Here is a 14,907-nt window from a genome sequence, read left to right as displayed (position 1 = left end):
TCTCTAATGTTCTACCACAAAAAATACCCCAACGCCGTTCCTATGATACCTTATGGTATATTGACTCCTCCGATAATAATCGTAGGTTTGGCGTTTTATGTACGAATTAATTACCTCATTATTGCAGCACGAATAACGGTTTGTTTATCGAGTTTAAATAATGAGGAGGATTTCAATGAACAAGGAAAAGAATATTAATAAGTTTACGGTGTTAGAGATTGTTAATGTAAGACATAACCGTCCAAAACCTGCAAAATGTGCCCGTTGTGGAAGTACTTCCTTCGAGTGGATAGGCGGGGAATGGGTTTGTAAAAAGTGTCACATGATTAATGAGTAATAAGTAATCTAAACACATTTGTAAGAATGTTTTGTTGTTTCGGAGAAGCAAATGATATAGAATAGCCCCTACGGGGGCATTTTTTTAATTGAGGTGATGGTGTGGGAATGAAAAGGCATGAACAAGGGTTCTTAGACGGTTATAAGCCTGCGGTAATCTATTGGAAAAGGAATGATAAGCAATCGAGGTTTTTTGCCCAACTCAAACAATATCCATTTATATCGCCATTCGACAGTGAACCAGACAGTTTTATGTTTTTTCAAAATGAAGAATTGAAAACGAAGTATCAAGAACAGATTGAAGGGGTTGAAAAGGACTCTTACGAAGAACATCTCATCGTAGGCTTAACGCTAGGGTTTCCGCGTCGATCCGTTGAGGTTTTCGCAAAAATGCGAGAATATGAGAACAAAACAGGAGAAACATCTAAGGAAGAAGAAGAATACGGGGTAGGCATTCACTGGGCAGGATTCGGGGTTCAGTCACATTTAGAAATTGTCGATCAGGAAATTCGTTGGCTATGGGATACTTATAACCATCCGAAATCGATTGATATTCCGCTAGACCTTTGGGACAAAAAGTACTCTAGCTTTGTGAAAATACCATACGGAAATTTCACAAAGCTAGAAGAAACTATTCAGCTATTCAAAGAGAGAAGAGCGGCTTTACCGTCACTTGTTTCCGATTAATACATAAATTCGGTTATAATAGGGATAGAAGGAGCGAACAGCAAATTTGGTGCCACAAATCCAGTAAATGGAAAAATGACTTGAGAAACCATATAGGTAACTCAAGTTATTTTTCCATTTAATTCCTTCTTGGCCCCAAAATCGATCGATGCTCCTTCTGCCCCATAAAGCAATGATTCGATTGATGCTACAGGCAGGCCTTCGTGTGAGTGAGGTTGCTAACTTAGAACTGGATGATTATAAGAAGTGGGGTAGTGAAGGGACAATTGACATTCGCCAGGGTAAAGGTGGGAAAATGGATACAGTTAAGGCTGTAAAAGATATTTGTAGAGCTATCGATGAATGGCTAGAGGTGAGAGAATCACAAACGAATGCAATGTTTATCTCCAATCGTGGTGAAAAAATGTCCAGACAAGCCATTCATAAACAAGTCAAACCTTATTTAGAGCAAATTACAGGAAATGAGGATATCACTATCCATAGTCTTCGACATACTTTCTGTAAGAATTTACTGGACGCAACGAATGGGGACCTTTCTCTTGTTCTGCCAAATGTGAAGTTTGAAGAAGCTCTAAAATCTGATGAACATTCTTTTTCATTCCAAAAAATAAATCATATGTGTAATCTCCTTTTGTAGTTCTCTCTAATAATTTTTTAGGTAATTCTCTATTAAACGCTTTTTTTAGTAGAGGTTTAAATTCATATGGGCTCATTCGTTCTTCCATATTTGTACTCATACAAGTTTGGATGATATGATGGTCTAAATACGGAAAGTGTAGATTAATACCAATCCTGTCGGCTATTTGCTTTTCAATACGTGAAGTACGTCCAATAAGATTTATATCAACCATTGATTGATGTTGACCAGCTTTATAAGAAAAGGGTTCTGCCTCATTTGAATATTGAATTAATAATTCCCCTGCCTTATATTTGGCTTCTTCTGTATACCAAATAGCATTACTTGGTAAACTAGACCAGCCCATTAATGCTTTTTTTGAGCAATACTCTAATGAAGCGATAAAATATTTTCTTTATGATGGCGAAAGAAAATATTTGTATGATCTAATCCAAGTTAGTAAAGTTATTTACCTTGAAAAACTGAATCGATTCGGGGATGCTCAGAAATTTCTTGAGGATTTAGCAGTAAACAAGAATAATTTTATACAAGACAAAGAAATATATACTTTTCAGAGTAAAAGCAATGAGTCTACACTTAATATGTACGAAATGTATTCTAAGCTTTTAGCAAGGAATGGTAGTTTGTCTGAAGCGAAAGTATATGCTCTAAAAGGAATTGAGATTGCACGTTTAGATAAAATGTACGAAAGGTCCCTTGAATTGTGGACTACATTAGGGAGTATTTATATAAAACAAAATAAACTTAATCTAGCTGAATGCTGTTTTCGTACTGCTTTAAAACTAAAGGACAAAGTAAAAAGAGAGTATCTTCTTGCTTATGTTTACATTCAGCTCGGAATGTTACATGATAACTTAGGGGACTTAAAACGTTCTGAAAAATCTTTCCTAAACGCAAGGAAATATAGTAAAAAAACAAATGATGTTTATCTTGAAACGCAAGCTCTTTCCGGTTTAGGAGATTGTTATATAAAATTAAAAAAGGACGACAAGGTACATCAATGTTTTAGTGAGGCATTAGAACTGGCTGAAAAACATCTTTTTATAGATCAAAAAAATAAGATCCTCCTAAAACTAGCAATTTATTTAAAGGATATTGGTGATCCTACTTTTACAAACTATGCACTTGACTTTTTCCATTCCTATGCTAAAGGAGGTGAAAAGGAAATGAATAACACTCATGAACAAATTAAAAATCATACTGTTGGTGATCCTCCAGGCAGTTAAACATTCATTTTATTATTGTTTATAATTATCCCTAGTATTTTTATATTAAGATACTAGGGCTTTTTGCTTTGAGGGTATTTTATCACTACTGATAAAGATACTCTCATATAAGGGTGTTTTTGCCCATTAATTATTTTAGCTATCGCACCAACATAATTAAAATTACCAAAAACCATCCATTATAACCGAAATAGAACTATTTATTCTTCTAACAGGAGATCATTTTTCTGAATTACCTGTCAATTTATATTGTTGTATCTTATAAACATAAGAAACCCGTATCATTTTAAGTGTAGTTGATACGGGTATTTTCTGATATTTACTTTTTTTAAGATATTCCTTAATTTTAATTGAAGAGTACTCCATTTAAAGGTTGAAACGAAGCTCTTTAATAGTATTTAGATCAATGCCATATCGGGCATAAATTTTAATCGTATTCTCGCCAGTTATCTGTGATTTATCGAAACCAAGCAACGTAGCTACTTGGATCACCTGTTCATGGGAGTTCCCCTCAATTTCCAAATAAGGTGGAATTAATGGCCAATGGTCGATCTCTAAACGCACGCCGTTCAAAAAAAAACTGGTACGATGGTTTTCTTGATATCCTTTGGGATGGAATCCGAGCTTACCAAGTAGTTGGTTTGTTGCTTCAAAATTATCGACAAGAATCTCTACTTCATGGGTTCCATCAATTCCATCATGTACGATCTCTTTAACTGTAAGTGTTACTTCTTTCCCAGTGTCTCTAAGACGAATCCAGCGGCTTTTATCATTTGGGATGATGTCATACACATAGCGACGCATAAATGATTCTCCCATTCGCTCACCACCGATGGCAATGATTTTTTTTGAAATGGCTGTCGGATCGATATCGAGAATTTTCCCCTCGTACTCAATGGACATCTGTGTGACCTCCTCTAGTCAGTTGATGGTACTCTGATTCACGAAAGTTAACAATCTCTTTGCAGAGATCACTATCTACAAATTCCTCTATTGGCATACATAAATCCATTCGTTGAATGCAAACTCCAAATTGATAACCACTATTTTGCGCCCGATAGAGCCTTACTCCATAGTAGCCTTCTTGGCAGTCAGTCTCATTGTTAAATCGGCAATTATTACAAGTTTTAGGTAGTCGAACCGGGCGAATCTGTTTGAAATAGATAATTCGTCCTGAAGGTAAACGGTACGCAGTACGAGAACCAGAAACACCAGCAGTAATATATTGAGCGATTGGAACGGCCTTAAGATCATCTAGAATACGAAAGATTGCGTTAATTGAAGATTTACCATCATCAAGAGAATTAAGCAATCGAACAGATAGATTAGTCGAGTACTCCTCTAGAAGTCGCCGCACACGAGGAGCATGGCTATAGTCAGGGACAACAATGTTCGCACTTGCTTTGATTCCACAATTAAGGAGTAGTTTTGATTAAAGATTGGACTGATTGCTATCTGTCGTCTCGTAAGAAAACGGGTTTTGTTTGTACTTTACAGTTACCAGAAAAATTTCAACGTTTTTGGGGATTAAATGACATCCAAAAAATGCTGTCATATGCACAGGATCAAAATAAGAGTAATGTTTATCTTTCTTTGAATGCATTTAAGTATGGTAGTCGTCAAGAAACAAGTTTAATGCAGATTCGGAACCTTGGTGTTGATTTGGATATATACAAAGTGGGGGCTTCTATAGAAGAAGCGATAGATGAGATACAAGTAATGATTATGGATGACACACTCCCTGAGCCTAATTTGTTTGTCCAATCTGGACGAGGTTTACAACTTATCTATGGAATTGAGGGTGGAGCTGCACCAAAAATTTCGTGGTTAAGTCGTTATATTACTTCTCAATATATTGCAAAGTTAGCATTTTTGGGAGCTGATACAAGGACAACAGACCCAACACGGGTCTTGCGTTTTCCGAATACGATTAACCAAAAGAATCAGATAAAGGCAACAGTTGAGATCTGGAATCCTGTGGAATATACATTACAAGAGCTTTATCGATATGTTACTCCGATCGAAGAGATTCGTAAGACTCGTAGAAAGAAGAAACAAGGTGTTGTTATTTTTCCACCGCCAAAAGGTGTAGTGGATTTATACTCCTTAAATACAAAGAAGAAAGACGATTTGGAGCTTTTAGTACAATTACGCCAGAGTAAGATGACAGGCTATAGGAATACCTTTCTGTATTCTTACTCATTCACAATAGCTCTTATTGTAAAGACGCAAGCTGCTACTATTGTCTTCGCTCGGCAAATCAATGAAAAATTTACGGAGCCACTTTTAAAAAAAGAAGTTGATGTGACTGCTAAATCAGCTTATGATGATGCAACTAAATTTTTAAAAGCCTTTGCAGAAAATAATTACCGGATGAGGGGATTGGCTTCTGATCTTGTTAAACCTGAGAAATCATCAACAATTATAGAAAAGCTTAATATTACAGAAGAAGAATCGAGTCCTAATTGATAGAGTGACAAAAAGGAAACGTAATACTGAGTATCAGAGAGAAAAACGGGGGTCAGTCACTAAGGAAGAATATGAGAAGCAAAGAAAAAAACAAAAAGAAAGTAAGGTTGATCAGCTTAAAGTGCTAATTAAAGAGCATCCAGAAGCATCAAACTATAAGTTATCAAAAATGTTGGAAGTCAGTGAAGCTTATATTCGTAAGTTAAAAAAGCAAATATTATAAGGTGCGTACTAGTTGTCACTATAAGATATCGAACTGATGTTCGTTGCGTACTCGCTGTCACTATAAACAATTTTTTTTATTGGATTAGGCTTACCGAAAGGAAGCCTTTTTTTGTTTTTTTATTGCTGGTGCATATAGTTTTTTTTGGGCTATTTTATAGTAGGATGGGGGAGTTATATCAGTTTTTGTTTTTTGGCACTATCTTATGTATAGATTAATGGTCTGTTACTATAAATATAAAGGTGTTTATTTTTAAGTTTGTGTTTCAAACTTGTTTGGATTTATTATTTTTGTTAAAGAAGGGGGACGTAGCCTGCGTGATGAGAGAGGCTTTGCCGACTGAATCTAAGCAGGGAAGCAAGTAATAGCGCGGTAGTATCAATTGAATGATAAAACAAAGAAAAAATCAATCTAGGTCTATGTTTTACTGAACTTAGGCTATTTTTTTTCTTTGTTTTATATAGCCTAGTTTCATCTTGCTATTCCCCCTATTGGGTCTAATGATTGGGTCAAGTATATACAATAATGTATAAAGGCGCAAAGTTACAAGAAGAAAAGATGCAACGGAATAACTTAACGTTGTGTGCAGCCAAGAAAGGAAGTTGATTTAGTATGAACAACGTAACAAAAATGAAAATATTGAAACCTGCCGATGAAGTATGAAGCTATTGTCGATCCTTCACAAATCGGAAACTTTTGGTTTTCATCGAGTTCTGAAAGATGGGAAGAAGGTAAGACGATTACATTGAGATACGATGAATATGAGGCAGAAGGGAAAATAAAAGTAATAAAAATCGAGGAAAACAAGAAAATCGTTTTCAAATGGGATTATTTTGGAGAACATTTAGTTACCATTATGTTGAGTGAGATGGATTATTCAAGTACATTGATTGTAGTGAACGAAGAAGGCTTTAATGAAAATGATGAGAATATAGTCAGTCAATTAATAGGCAATAAAGAGGGTTGGGTTTATATGTTGACCTGTTTAAAGGGGTATTTGGAATTTGGCATTAATAAATTAAGAGCAGCACTCGTGCATTAAGAACAGCAACCTTTGTATTAGTTTACAAAGGTTCTGAAGAGATGATACAAAAAAAAATCGACTTCTAGGGGTAGAAGGAGCGAACATCGCTGTTCGCTCCTTCTACCCCTTCTTGAACCGTTATACTCTTGCCATTCCTCTTCCTGTGGAATAGGTAAGTATGCTACTTGAGCAATATGTTCAATAATTGCTTTAGGAACATCCAGCAAAGTCGTAAAAAAGCCTAATTTTTGGGTGGTTTTTAACAAAACCAATAATGCCAGCTGTTGAAAGTTTCCTCTTGTTTTCCTTTCTGCCCATTCAACTTCTTCTCTTTGAGGAGTGTATGCTTCTTCTAAGTCTTTGTCCGTTAAATTACTTTTAATCCGAGGATAGATAGTATCTTGAATGCTTGGCAATCCTGTTCCCTTCCTTATCAAATCTGTATTTCTGATTTCACAGTCTTTTCCTATAATAAAATAAAAACCTGTCCATTTACATGGCAGGTCGGCTCCTAAATTGGAAATATTTTCAGATGTGGCCCTTCATTCCTCGAATCGTTCACGTACCCCTTATGGCTTTTTGCAATCTTATATTTTGTCACAAAAAATTAAAAAAGTTTTTCATGGTATAATGGAGTGGCTAACACTTAACGCTGTCGGTCTCGCCGGCTTAGTGCTCACTCTGGTAGGAGTTATCTTTACAGGCGTCCAAACCTTCAAGAAGAAAAAACCTTCTACCAAAAAGTTTCGTCTGAAAGAACACATCACTAAGCCTGACGGAACCGAGATAAAGCGTGAGATTGAATATGAGGAAGGAGAATAGGGGATTAGCCCCCTCTCCTTTCTTCCTCGCCACTCCATTATACCATAAAAAACTTTTTTACGTTTATAACTTGTGTAGGTGCAGCCGTCTATTTTATAGCTCGTTTAATGGGGTTTAACCTTTTTACAACACCTACTTTCATGATTGCTTTAGATATTTTAGTAATTGTTGCTGTTATATTGGCAATGGTAAATACCAAAAAAGGTGATTAGTATGTTTCCAATTAAAAACATGAATGAACTATTACACTTCTTCAAAAGCGAGATCATGACTACAACCCAAGTTACAGAATATCTTAATGTATCTCGTACAGCAGTTAAAAAAGCTGTATCAGCTGGAAAACTTCGTCCTCTACCAATCGAAACAGGGAATATTTCCTTATTTCTTCGTCAAGAAGTAGAGGAGTATAAAAAGAATTTGCGAAAAAAATAAGGCCCTTCGTGGCCTTCTTTTTTTATTCTTATCTCACCAGCTCCAACATCTTCCTAGCCCACTCTTGATCACTTTCTTTTACTTACCCCTTGAGATTGAAATTTGTGGTGAATGGATCTGGGTTAGTGGAAATACATACCCGCACCGTGAATTACTTGGTAATATAACACCATTTTCATATTTTTTCAGATTCAACAACTCTAATTTAATGTGCTTTTTACTTGAATAGCGGAAATAAAATCTGAGACATGTTCCTCATCGTAAAGAAAAATTGAAGCGTCTGCTTCTCCATTCGGACCAGCAATAAACCCATCAGCTGTAGTTGCTACATGATAAATTAACTTCGTAGTCCTATTTAAAACTCCCTCTGCTTTATAAAAGTGATTAAAGTGTCACAGAACATTAATTCTACAATACTTTTGCGTTCAATTTTCAGTTATTGTTCAAATTACACTTGGTTGCACCGTTCTGGTACTCTTTATTCCACCTTTTCGTGAAGCATAGCGGTCTCTCGCTGTTGTCAATTTCATTACCCGAACGTCGGTAATGAGAGTATGATCGCCACTATAAATACGACCTGCAGCAAACTGCGGACAAACAGCTTCGGCACCGGCCTGCCGCCAACTGTTAATTTCTCCTTAGCTGCATAAATATTTGCTGGAAACATGGCGATAAGCAATACGACTAAGCATACGCACGCAATGTAAGAAGTAGCGGGAATCATAATGCCAATTGCACCCGCGATTTCCAAGCACCCAGTTGCCGTCACGATCCAGTCGGGCCTTGGAAAAATAGGAGGAACCATTCGGATTAGGTCCGAACGGTTCTTCCCCCAATGAGCGGAAGCGGCAAGCAACAGCATGACAACCACTGCTCCTTTCAGTGATGAATGCCAACTATCGAAAAGAGGCCAACCGAGGAAGCCGACTGCTCGAAACAATAAAAAGGATGCCACAAGGGCAATAAATGGCGCCATAATTACCTCCTCCGTCCGATTCGAAGTTATAGATCAGAATTATTCATGGTTCATTTGAAGACGTCCAACTTGATTACACTCTTCAGCGAACCAAATATCACCGTTCGGTCCAAGGGCGATACCATGAGGCTCTGCATTCTTGGAGGGGATTTCATATTCCGATATTTCGCCTTGCGTTGAAATTCTTCCGATTCGGTTACCGCCCCATTCTGTGAACCATAGTTCATCATGAGTACCGCTAACAATGGCATGAGGTCTAGCGTTCGGCGTTGGAATCGCAAATTCACGAACCTCACCTAAGACTGTCATTCTTCCGATCTTATTTCCTAGAATTTGAACAAACCACAAGGCACCATCGGGTCCACTAGTAATACCAACCGGCCCGGAATTGGGAGTCGGAATGGGGTATTCCTGTATTTCTCCACTTATGGTTATTCTTCCAATTGAATTGTTTTGATTGAGCGTAAACCATAATGCACCATCCGGACCTCGAGTAATAAATGAGGGAAATGACTTGGGATTAGGCAGCTCAAACTCCGTGATCTCCCCTAATTTGCTTATCTTGCCGATCTTCCCGCTGCTCATTTCGGTAAACCATATTGCGCCGTCCGCTCCCTCCGTAATGCCAAAGGGCGAAGCGTTCTCTGTCGGAAGCTCGTATTCTATGCATAAGCCGTCCATCGACATTCTCCCGATCTTATTGGCGTGATATTCGGTGAACCATAAGGAGCCTTCCTGATCCGAAATGATAGACATAACCCCTGCATGGGGAGTTAGGATGGAAAATGACACGACTTCACCATTCATGTCGATTCGCCCGATTCGATTCCCTTTTTGTTCCGTAAACCACATCGCTCCGTCTTTTCCGGCTGTAATTCCGTAGGGCCCGGATTCTGCTCTGGGCATTGTGTATTCTCGAATGCTAATCCTCATACCATACTCCCTCCATTGTATTAATTGCTCGTGCATCGAATCATACAAAGACTTCCATACAGATGTAATATACCGATTACCTTCTTCGCCAATTTCTTCGATCGTCATGCTCTGTTGGAAGACGGGGGAGTGTTTTTCCATAATATACGCCTCCTCGATTAATTCTAACTCCATTGTATAACATGTAAGCCAATTGGAAGGTTTCGGGAAAATATAGTAGGAAAACAACGAGAAAATCAGAAGAAACATTATAACGATTTTAATGTTTAGATGTATTTTCTTCCAAGAGGAGAGATAGTATGGTCCTACGGCCAAAAAAAATGGCGGAGAAATTCAAGATGAGCGCAAGCACGATAAGAAACTACGAAGCAAATGGGTTGATCCCTCCTGCAGATCGATCGGCAAATGGCTACCGCATTTATACAGAGCAACATGAGGCCTATTTGGCATGTATTCAAGCCATGGCTCCTGCGTTTGGGATGGAAATCACAACCGAAGTGCTACATTGTCTCCAGAGGGGCGAGTTGGACAAAGCTCTGTGGATCGTTAAGGAGAGGGAAGTTTCTTTGTATCAGGAAAAAGCGAGAGTGGAGAAATTGATTAAGGAGTTGGAAGCATATGCCGATGGAAGCCAAACTCACGACCTAAAGCAACGCTTCAACATCAATGAGGTCTCTATACGGACAGGTGTGCCTAAATCGGCAATCCGCTATTGGGAGAAAGTAAGTCTAATTACTGCAGAGCGGGACCCTGCAAACGATTACCGTCAATATAGCGAAGCTCATTTGTTCAAAATCAGGTTGATTCAGGTGCTGCAAAGCTTTGTATATTCTGAGGACACCGTAAGTCTAAAGAAATCGATTGCTGCGATAGATGATCATAATATAGAGCATGTGATGAAGCTTGCAGAAAAAATCCTAATTTACTTAAATAATACCAACAGGTCTCAGTTGAAAGCCCTCTACTATTTATACAAATTGATTCGATTAACAGATGAATCGTTAACCAGGGACTCTTGACATTCATCTTTTGGTCGTTTGTGTTGAATAACATCAATATTAAAGACCCCTTTTATAACTTAGAAAATGAAGTGCCTGACTGTTGTCAGTTTGCACTTCATTTTTCGTGTCGATTTAGTTTTGTATCTCAAAACGGAACCCTATTATGGAGCCAGAATGTATGAAACTTTGATCTAATGGCTGACGAAGCTTATTCGACGAAGACTATTAGCCGACTATCCTTAACGTGTAGCCCCACAGTATGGCATAGTTCCTATATTTCTTCAATAATGACCTTCTACTCAAATCATTTCGGGAAAAAAAATAAATCGGACTATTGACACTACCATCTACTTAGTATTACTATATAGATGTACTAAGTGTTACGTAGTAGTGAGGTGGTTCACTTTGGAAAATCTGACCGAGATGCTAAAAGGTATTCTGGAGGGTTGTGTACTCGAAATCATTAGCCGCAAAGAAACGTATGGTTACGAGATCGTGAAAAAGTTGAATTCGCTTGGCTTTGAAGATGTTGTCGAAGGAACGGTATACACGATTTTACTGCGGCTAGAAAAGAACAAATTAGTCGAGATTCAGAAAAAGCCTTCGGAAATCGGACCGCCCCGAAAGTTCTACACTCTCAACAATGCGGGACGAAATCAACTCCAAACCTTTTGGCGTAAATGGGATTTTATCGCATCAAAAATGAATGAATTAAAGGAGAATCAGGATGGAATATAATATTTTTTCGATTTTAAAAAGATGGAAACAAGAAAAAGCGGAATATAAAAGATACAAAAAACGGATTAATGCTCTGCCAAGGGATTATCAGATAGTGATGAATGAGATTGAGAATTTCTTATGGACTTGTGCATCCGATCATGACTCTGCCATGGTCATGTTTAAAGCGCTACAAGATTTACTAGAATTTTTTGAATCAAATGCACAAGAGGGAAGGGATGTACTGGATGTAGTGGGTCAGGATGTGGGTGGTTTTTGCGATGACCTGTTACATGAGCTTCAAGGGCAAACCTGGACAGGAAAAAGAAAAGAACAATTGAGCGAAAACATTCGTAAAAAGCTTGGTAAAGGGGAATAGGCAAGAATTCGCTACTTTTGAGGCCACAGAGTAAAAAGTGACACAGAAATAGTTTTCTACGCTACTTATAGCCACTGGTGGCGAGAAAAATCAACGAATTAGATCATCTAATACACAAAAAAAGTGTCGTAGAATTCATGGTTATCAACGAGTGGCCCAAAAAAGAAGTAATTCTTGCCGTACCCGTCTTTGATGCATCAAATACATCTATTTTGACAAAGGGATTTCAAGCATGAATAACAGAGGAGAGATTCATGATGGGACAAAAAAACAGAGGCTTCTCCGAAACAGGGCTGCGTAGAATGCGCGACGTGCTGGCACGGCATGTCGAATCCGGAAAGATTCCTGGGCTCGTTGCTCTGGTCAGCCGGTACGGTGAGACGCATGTCGAAGCGATCGGCACGATGCGCCATGATGGTGGAGCGCCGATGCGCCGGGACACGATCTTCCGGATGGCCTCGACGTCCAAACCGGTCACGATGGCGGCGATGGTCCTGCTCGACGAGTGTAGGCTGCGGCTAGATGACCCAGTAGATCTGTGGCTACCCGAACTCGCCGACCGGCAGGTGCTGAAGCGGATCGACGGCCCGCTGGACGATACCGTGCCGGCGCGGCGACCGATCACCGTACGGGACCTGTTGACCTCCACGTTCGGGCTCGGAGTGGATTTGACGTCGCTGAACTTTCCGATCATGGCCGCAGTTTTCGAGCAGGGGATATTCCCCCAGAGAATGACGGACTATCCTAAGCCAGACGAGTGGATGCGCCGCCTTGGCAAGCTTCCGCTGATGTATCAGCCCGGAGAACACTGGCAGTATCACATCAGCCACGATGTACTCGGCGTGCTAGTCGCCAGGGTCACGGGTCAGCCGTTCGAGACGTTCCTGCGCGAACGCATCCTCGATCCGCTGGGGATGAAGGACACCGGTTTCCACGTGCCCGCCGACAAGATCGACCGGCTGCCGACCAGCTACGTCCCCGACCCGCAGACCGGAGAGTTCATCGTATGGGACGAGGCCGCTGGCGGACAGTACAGCCAGCCTCTGGTGTTCCAGTCAGGTGGCAGTGGGCTGGTCAGCACCGTCGATGACTACCACGCGTACTTCCAGATGCTGCTGAACCAAGGGATGCACGGGACCGAACAGATCCTATCCCGGCCCGCCGTCCAGCTGATGACCACCAACCGCCTCACGTCCGAGCAACAAGCCACCCGAGACGCCCTGGCCAAAAACAACGTCCATGTGTCGCACGGCCAAGGACAGCACGGCGGCTGGGGTTTAGGGATGGCGGTGCGCACCTACCGCGGTGACTATGCGTCCATAGGCCAGTTCGGCTGGGACGGTGGAACTGGCACCACGGCGTACGCCGACCCGGATAAACAGCTCATCGGAATCCTACTCACCCAAGTTGGGATGTCCACCCCGGATTCAGCGCGGCTTATCCACGACTTCTGGACCATGGTCTACCAGGCAATCGAAGACTGACACCAAGCCCGCGCCTGGTACGCCCGCCCTCAACCCACGACACCCAACAGTCAGCTCCTGGCGGCCGATTGGAAGCAAAAGTTGCCTTTGGTACTTTGCTTAGACGCTTCCCAGATTTAAAATTGGCGATTGATACAGATGAATTGATTTATAGCATGAATGGAGTTGTACGTTCCATTGCTAGTATCCCAATGATTTTCTAACCCTTGGTGGTATGTTGTTTTAAACTCGATACAAAGCTAAATGGAATCCATTGCAAGAAGAATTTTTCTTCCATTTCGTATAGTGATATTTCCAAAGATACCATACAATCTCTCCAGTGCATATATTATTCCTTGACCGATTTTATATTTAAGTTTAATCGTTGTTCTATATTTTCGCGATCCTTTTGATAATATTGATATACCATGAATATAAAACACAACTGACCATTTGCAGATGGTCAGTTGTGTTAAGTAATTGCAAGACAGAAGGGAAGGAAGGAGTGAACACCGATGTTAAGAAAATCGGTTAATTTGCTCTATTAATTATGAGTCCTAATTCTTATCTCTCGTAAATTTAAAAACAAAAATCAAAAAACTGATTTTCCTGTTTAGAGATAGATCGGTTTTATTAATATATTCAAAAAAAGGTCTAACCTTCGTTTAATTTGTCAGGTGCAAGCAAATCAAGCATAGGTTGGCGTGCTTCAGGTCCATACGCAACACTTCCTACAGGAATAACATTATCTATGGCTTCGCTTACCTTAGCAATCTATATAGGTCCGAACCCTCCACATAGTTCAATCATTTGAACTCCTTCTTTTACGAGTTGCTGCGCGATTTGAATTTCAACGCTAATTGCTTGACCAGCTCATATCCAATTCCTCGATTCCCGCCTGTGACATTTAAATCCTCCATTTCTCGTCTTTGATTGAAAGCATTCTAAAAATACACCTTATGTGGAGAGTTGTTTTGTAGGACTATACATATAATTTCTTAGTAAAATAGTTAACAAACCTAGTATCAATGATAGAATTCCCACTAACACAACGTATTGTGTACCCATTTCTGATATAAATAATCCGCCTACAGCTGCACCAATTGTTGTTCCTATGTTACAGAGCCATTGACAAGGAATCAGCGCTTCGGGGATCTGAAGAAGCAAGCCAATATTGATTGATATTTGCTCCTACTTTCAGCCGATATTCCCCAAATCAAGGTAATGAAAGCTATAGGTACAGTAAACTGTCCAAATAGGAATAATAGGATGTAACAGTCGAACAGCAGAGTACTGATCTCATGCTCCAAAAGTCAGATTTGCTGATACAATTGTGGCCATCACATATAACATATCATATATTAACCGAATAGTTAAAATATTTTAATAAAACAAGTAATTAAACAGCAAGAATTGTTCTTAGGTATTTTGGGGAGTATTTACATGTGATATAAATTATACCACCTGATTTTATTTAACAAAAGAGATATAACATGGCAAGTGAATACTTACTAACCGAATTAAAAAGAGTGTGGTAACTATGGAAAATCGATTAGATACGAAAGAAAAATAATAAAAGGAG

At 39.6% G+C, this 14,907-nt stretch carries 19 protein-coding genes and 3 pseudogenes; 14 read left to right on the top strand and 8 right to left on the bottom strand.

Translation table 11 applies throughout. The features are described from left to right. Positions 1–175: 175 nt before the first annotated feature. The 3 genes from DL897_RS18340 (at position 176) to DL897_RS15360 (ending at position 1,660) form a co-directional block, all read left to right on the top strand. On the top strand, positions 176–337 hold the full coding sequence (locus tag DL897_RS18340) for a TFIIB-type zinc finger domain-containing protein (RefSeq protein ID WP_168188823.1): 162 nt from the start codon (positions 176–178) through the stop codon (positions 335–337). 107 nt (positions 338–444) lie between these two features. Further along, positions 445–1,023, top strand: a complete 579-nt coding sequence (locus tag DL897_RS15365) for a hypothetical protein (RefSeq protein ID WP_113660006.1) — start codon at positions 445–447, stop codon at positions 1,021–1,023. 148 nt (positions 1,024–1,171) lie between these two features. Further along, positions 1,172–1,660 carry a tyrosine-type recombinase/integrase gene (locus DL897_RS15360; RefSeq protein ID WP_113660005.1) on the top strand — a complete coding sequence of 163 codons (489 nt, stop codon included), beginning with the start codon at positions 1,172–1,174 and terminating at the stop codon, positions 1,658–1,660. Here DL897_RS15360 and DL897_RS19100 read toward each other — a convergent pair. Continuing rightward, positions 1,656–1,874: pseudogene (locus DL897_RS19100) on the bottom strand (asparagine synthase-related protein); the annotation flags it as partial. The gene DL897_RS15360 and the pseudogene DL897_RS19100 overlap by 5 nt on opposite strands. Positions 1,875–1,953: 79 nt before the next feature. On the opposite strand from DL897_RS19100, the gene DL897_RS15350 reads away from it, so the two are divergent. Then, complete coding sequence (locus DL897_RS15350; RefSeq protein WP_206186539.1) at positions 1,954–2,886, top strand: hypothetical protein; 933 nt, start codon at positions 1,954–1,956, stop codon at positions 2,884–2,886. Positions 2,887–3,252: 366 nt separating this feature from the next. Here the strand turns inward: DL897_RS15350 and DL897_RS15345 are convergent, their stop codons facing one another. Continuing rightward, positions 3,253–3,789, bottom strand: a complete 537-nt coding sequence (locus tag DL897_RS15345) for a class IV adenylate cyclase (RefSeq protein ID WP_113660002.1) — start codon at positions 3,787–3,789, stop codon at positions 3,253–3,255. After that, positions 3,779–4,243 (bottom strand): hypothetical protein, encoded by a 465-nt coding sequence (locus DL897_RS15340; protein WP_145962231.1) that lies wholly within the window; start codon positions 4,241–4,243, stop codon positions 3,779–3,781. Before DL897_RS15340 ends, DL897_RS15345 begins: the two co-directional genes overlap by 11 nt. Before the next feature lie 71 nt (positions 4,244–4,314). Between DL897_RS15340 and DL897_RS15335 the strand changes: the two genes are divergently transcribed. The 3 genes and pseudogenes from DL897_RS15335 to DL897_RS15325 all read left to right on the top strand — a co-directional run bounded on the left by DL897_RS15335 (position 4,315) and on the right by DL897_RS15325 (position 6,620). Then, positions 4,315–5,355 (top strand): AsnC family protein, encoded by a 1,041-nt coding sequence (locus DL897_RS15335; RefSeq protein WP_113660000.1) that lies wholly within the window; start codon positions 4,315–4,317, stop codon positions 5,353–5,355. A 4-nt stretch (positions 5,356–5,359) separates the two neighbouring features. Beyond that, entirely contained in the window at positions 5,360–5,578 is a 219-nt protein-coding gene (locus DL897_RS15330; RefSeq protein WP_113659999.1) for a hypothetical protein, read from the top strand. A gap of 612 nt (positions 5,579–6,190) precedes the next feature. After that, positions 6,191–6,620, top strand: a pseudogene (locus tag DL897_RS15325) (SRPBCC family protein). Positions 6,621–6,637: 17 nt separating this feature from the next. On the opposite strand, the gene DL897_RS15320 reads toward DL897_RS15325, so the two are convergent. Further along, complete coding sequence (locus DL897_RS15320) at positions 6,638–7,018, bottom strand: DUF4158 domain-containing protein (RefSeq protein WP_113659998.1); 381 nt, start codon at positions 7,016–7,018, stop codon at positions 6,638–6,640. Positions 7,019–7,118: 100 nt separating this feature from the next. On the opposite strand from DL897_RS15320, the gene DL897_RS15315 reads away from it, so the two are divergent. Both DL897_RS15315 and DL897_RS15310 read left to right on the top strand, forming a co-directional pair. Next, complete coding sequence (locus DL897_RS15315) at positions 7,119–7,424, top strand: hypothetical protein (RefSeq protein WP_113659997.1); 306 nt, start codon at positions 7,119–7,121, stop codon at positions 7,422–7,424. Between the two features lie 213 nt (positions 7,425–7,637). Continuing rightward, positions 7,638–7,856, top strand: coding sequence for a helix-turn-helix domain-containing protein (locus DL897_RS15310; protein ID WP_113659996.1), 219 nt, complete (start codon positions 7,638–7,640; stop codon positions 7,854–7,856). Between the two features lie 529 nt (positions 7,857–8,385). Here the strand turns inward: DL897_RS15310 and DL897_RS15305 are convergent. Both DL897_RS15305 and DL897_RS15300 read right to left on the bottom strand, forming a co-directional pair. Then, positions 8,386–8,832 carry a DoxX family protein gene (locus DL897_RS15305; protein WP_113659995.1) on the bottom strand — a complete coding sequence of 149 codons (447 nt, stop codon included), beginning with the start codon at positions 8,830–8,832 and terminating at the stop codon, positions 8,386–8,388. A gap of 39 nt (positions 8,833–8,871) precedes the next feature. Next, positions 8,872–9,765, bottom strand: coding sequence for a Vgb family protein (locus DL897_RS15300; RefSeq protein WP_113660050.1), 894 nt, complete (start codon positions 9,763–9,765; stop codon positions 8,872–8,874). 299 nt (positions 9,766–10,064) lie between these two features. Here DL897_RS15300 and DL897_RS15295 point away from each other — a divergent pair, with 299 nt between their 5' ends. From DL897_RS15295 to DL897_RS18710, 5 genes are all read left to right on the top strand, one after another. Next, the gene (locus DL897_RS15295) at positions 10,065–10,784 is read left to right on the top strand and encodes a MerR family DNA-binding transcriptional regulator (RefSeq protein WP_113659994.1); all 720 of its coding nucleotides are present in this window, start codon (positions 10,065–10,067) and stop codon (positions 10,782–10,784) included. A gap of 387 nt (positions 10,785–11,171) precedes the next feature. After that, the gene (locus DL897_RS15290; RefSeq protein ID WP_206186538.1) at positions 11,172–11,504 is read left to right on the top strand and encodes a PadR family transcriptional regulator; all 333 of its coding nucleotides are present in this window, start codon (positions 11,172–11,174) and stop codon (positions 11,502–11,504) included. Continuing rightward, positions 11,494–11,862: a DUF1048 domain-containing protein gene (locus DL897_RS15285; protein ID WP_113659993.1), complete on the top strand. Its 369-nt coding sequence runs from the start codon at positions 11,494–11,496 to the stop codon at positions 11,860–11,862. Before DL897_RS15290 ends, DL897_RS15285 begins: the two co-directional genes overlap by 11 nt. A 257-nt stretch (positions 11,863–12,119) precedes the next feature. Further along, positions 12,120–13,346 carry a serine hydrolase domain-containing protein gene (locus tag DL897_RS15280; RefSeq protein WP_113659992.1) on the top strand — a complete coding sequence of 409 codons (1,227 nt, stop codon included), beginning with the start codon at positions 12,120–12,122 and terminating at the stop codon, positions 13,344–13,346. Between the two features lie 68 nt (positions 13,347–13,414). Next, positions 13,415–13,549, top strand: coding sequence for a cytochrome P450 (locus DL897_RS18710; protein ID WP_240627467.1), 135 nt, complete (start codon positions 13,415–13,417; stop codon positions 13,547–13,549). Between the two features lie 550 nt (positions 13,550–14,099). Here DL897_RS18710 and DL897_RS19095 read toward each other — a convergent pair. Then, positions 14,100–14,168 (bottom strand): DUF6506 family protein, encoded by a 69-nt coding sequence (locus DL897_RS19095; RefSeq protein WP_420824143.1) that lies wholly within the window; start codon positions 14,166–14,168, stop codon positions 14,100–14,102. Between the two features lie 114 nt (positions 14,169–14,282). Further along, positions 14,283–14,599, bottom strand: a pseudogene (locus DL897_RS18705) (MFS transporter); the annotation flags it as partial. Between the last annotated feature and the right edge of the window lie 308 nt (positions 14,600–14,907).

It is taken from the genome of Thermoflavimicrobium daqui (assembly GCF_003313465.1).
Taxonomy (GTDB): Bacteria; Bacillota; Bacilli; order Thermoactinomycetales; family Thermoactinomycetaceae; genus Thermoflavimicrobium; species Thermoflavimicrobium daqui.
The sequence above is the reverse complement of the archived record's forward strand: the minus strand, read 5'-3'. Positions and strand labels throughout refer to the sequence as shown.

Excerpts from the sequence above, each read along its gene's own strand:
- DL897_RS18340 (WP_168188823.1), top strand. The coding sequence starts at position 176 with ATGAACAAGGAAAAGAATATTAATAAGTTTACGGTGTTAGAGATTGTT.
- DL897_RS15365 (WP_113660006.1), top strand. The coding sequence starts at position 445 with ATGAAAAGGCATGAACAAGGGTTCTTAGACGGTTATAAGCCTGCGGTA.
- DL897_RS15360 (WP_113660005.1), top strand. The coding sequence starts at position 1,172 with ATGCTCCTTCTGCCCCATAAAGCAATGATTCGATTGATGCTACAGGCA.
- DL897_RS15345 (WP_113660002.1), bottom strand. The coding sequence starts at position 3,789 with ATGTCCATTGAGTACGAGGGGAAAATTCTCGATATCGATCCGACAGCC.
- DL897_RS15310 (WP_113659996.1), top strand. The coding sequence starts at position 7,638 with ATGTTTCCAATTAAAAACATGAATGAACTATTACACTTCTTCAAAAGC.
- DL897_RS15305 (WP_113659995.1), bottom strand. The coding sequence starts at position 8,832 with ATGGCGCCATTTATTGCCCTTGTGGCATCCTTTTTATTGTTTCGAGCA.
- DL897_RS15300 (WP_113660050.1), bottom strand. The coding sequence starts at position 9,765 with ATGAGGATTAGCATTCGAGAATACACAATGCCCAGAGCAGAATCCGGG.
- DL897_RS15295 (WP_113659994.1), top strand. The coding sequence starts at position 10,065 with ATGGTCCTACGGCCAAAAAAAATGGCGGAGAAATTCAAGATGAGCGCA.
- DL897_RS15285 (WP_113659993.1), top strand. The coding sequence starts at position 11,494 with ATGGAATATAATATTTTTTCGATTTTAAAAAGATGGAAACAAGAAAAA.
- DL897_RS15280 (WP_113659992.1), top strand. The coding sequence starts at position 12,120 with ATGGGACAAAAAAACAGAGGCTTCTCCGAAACAGGGCTGCGTAGAATG.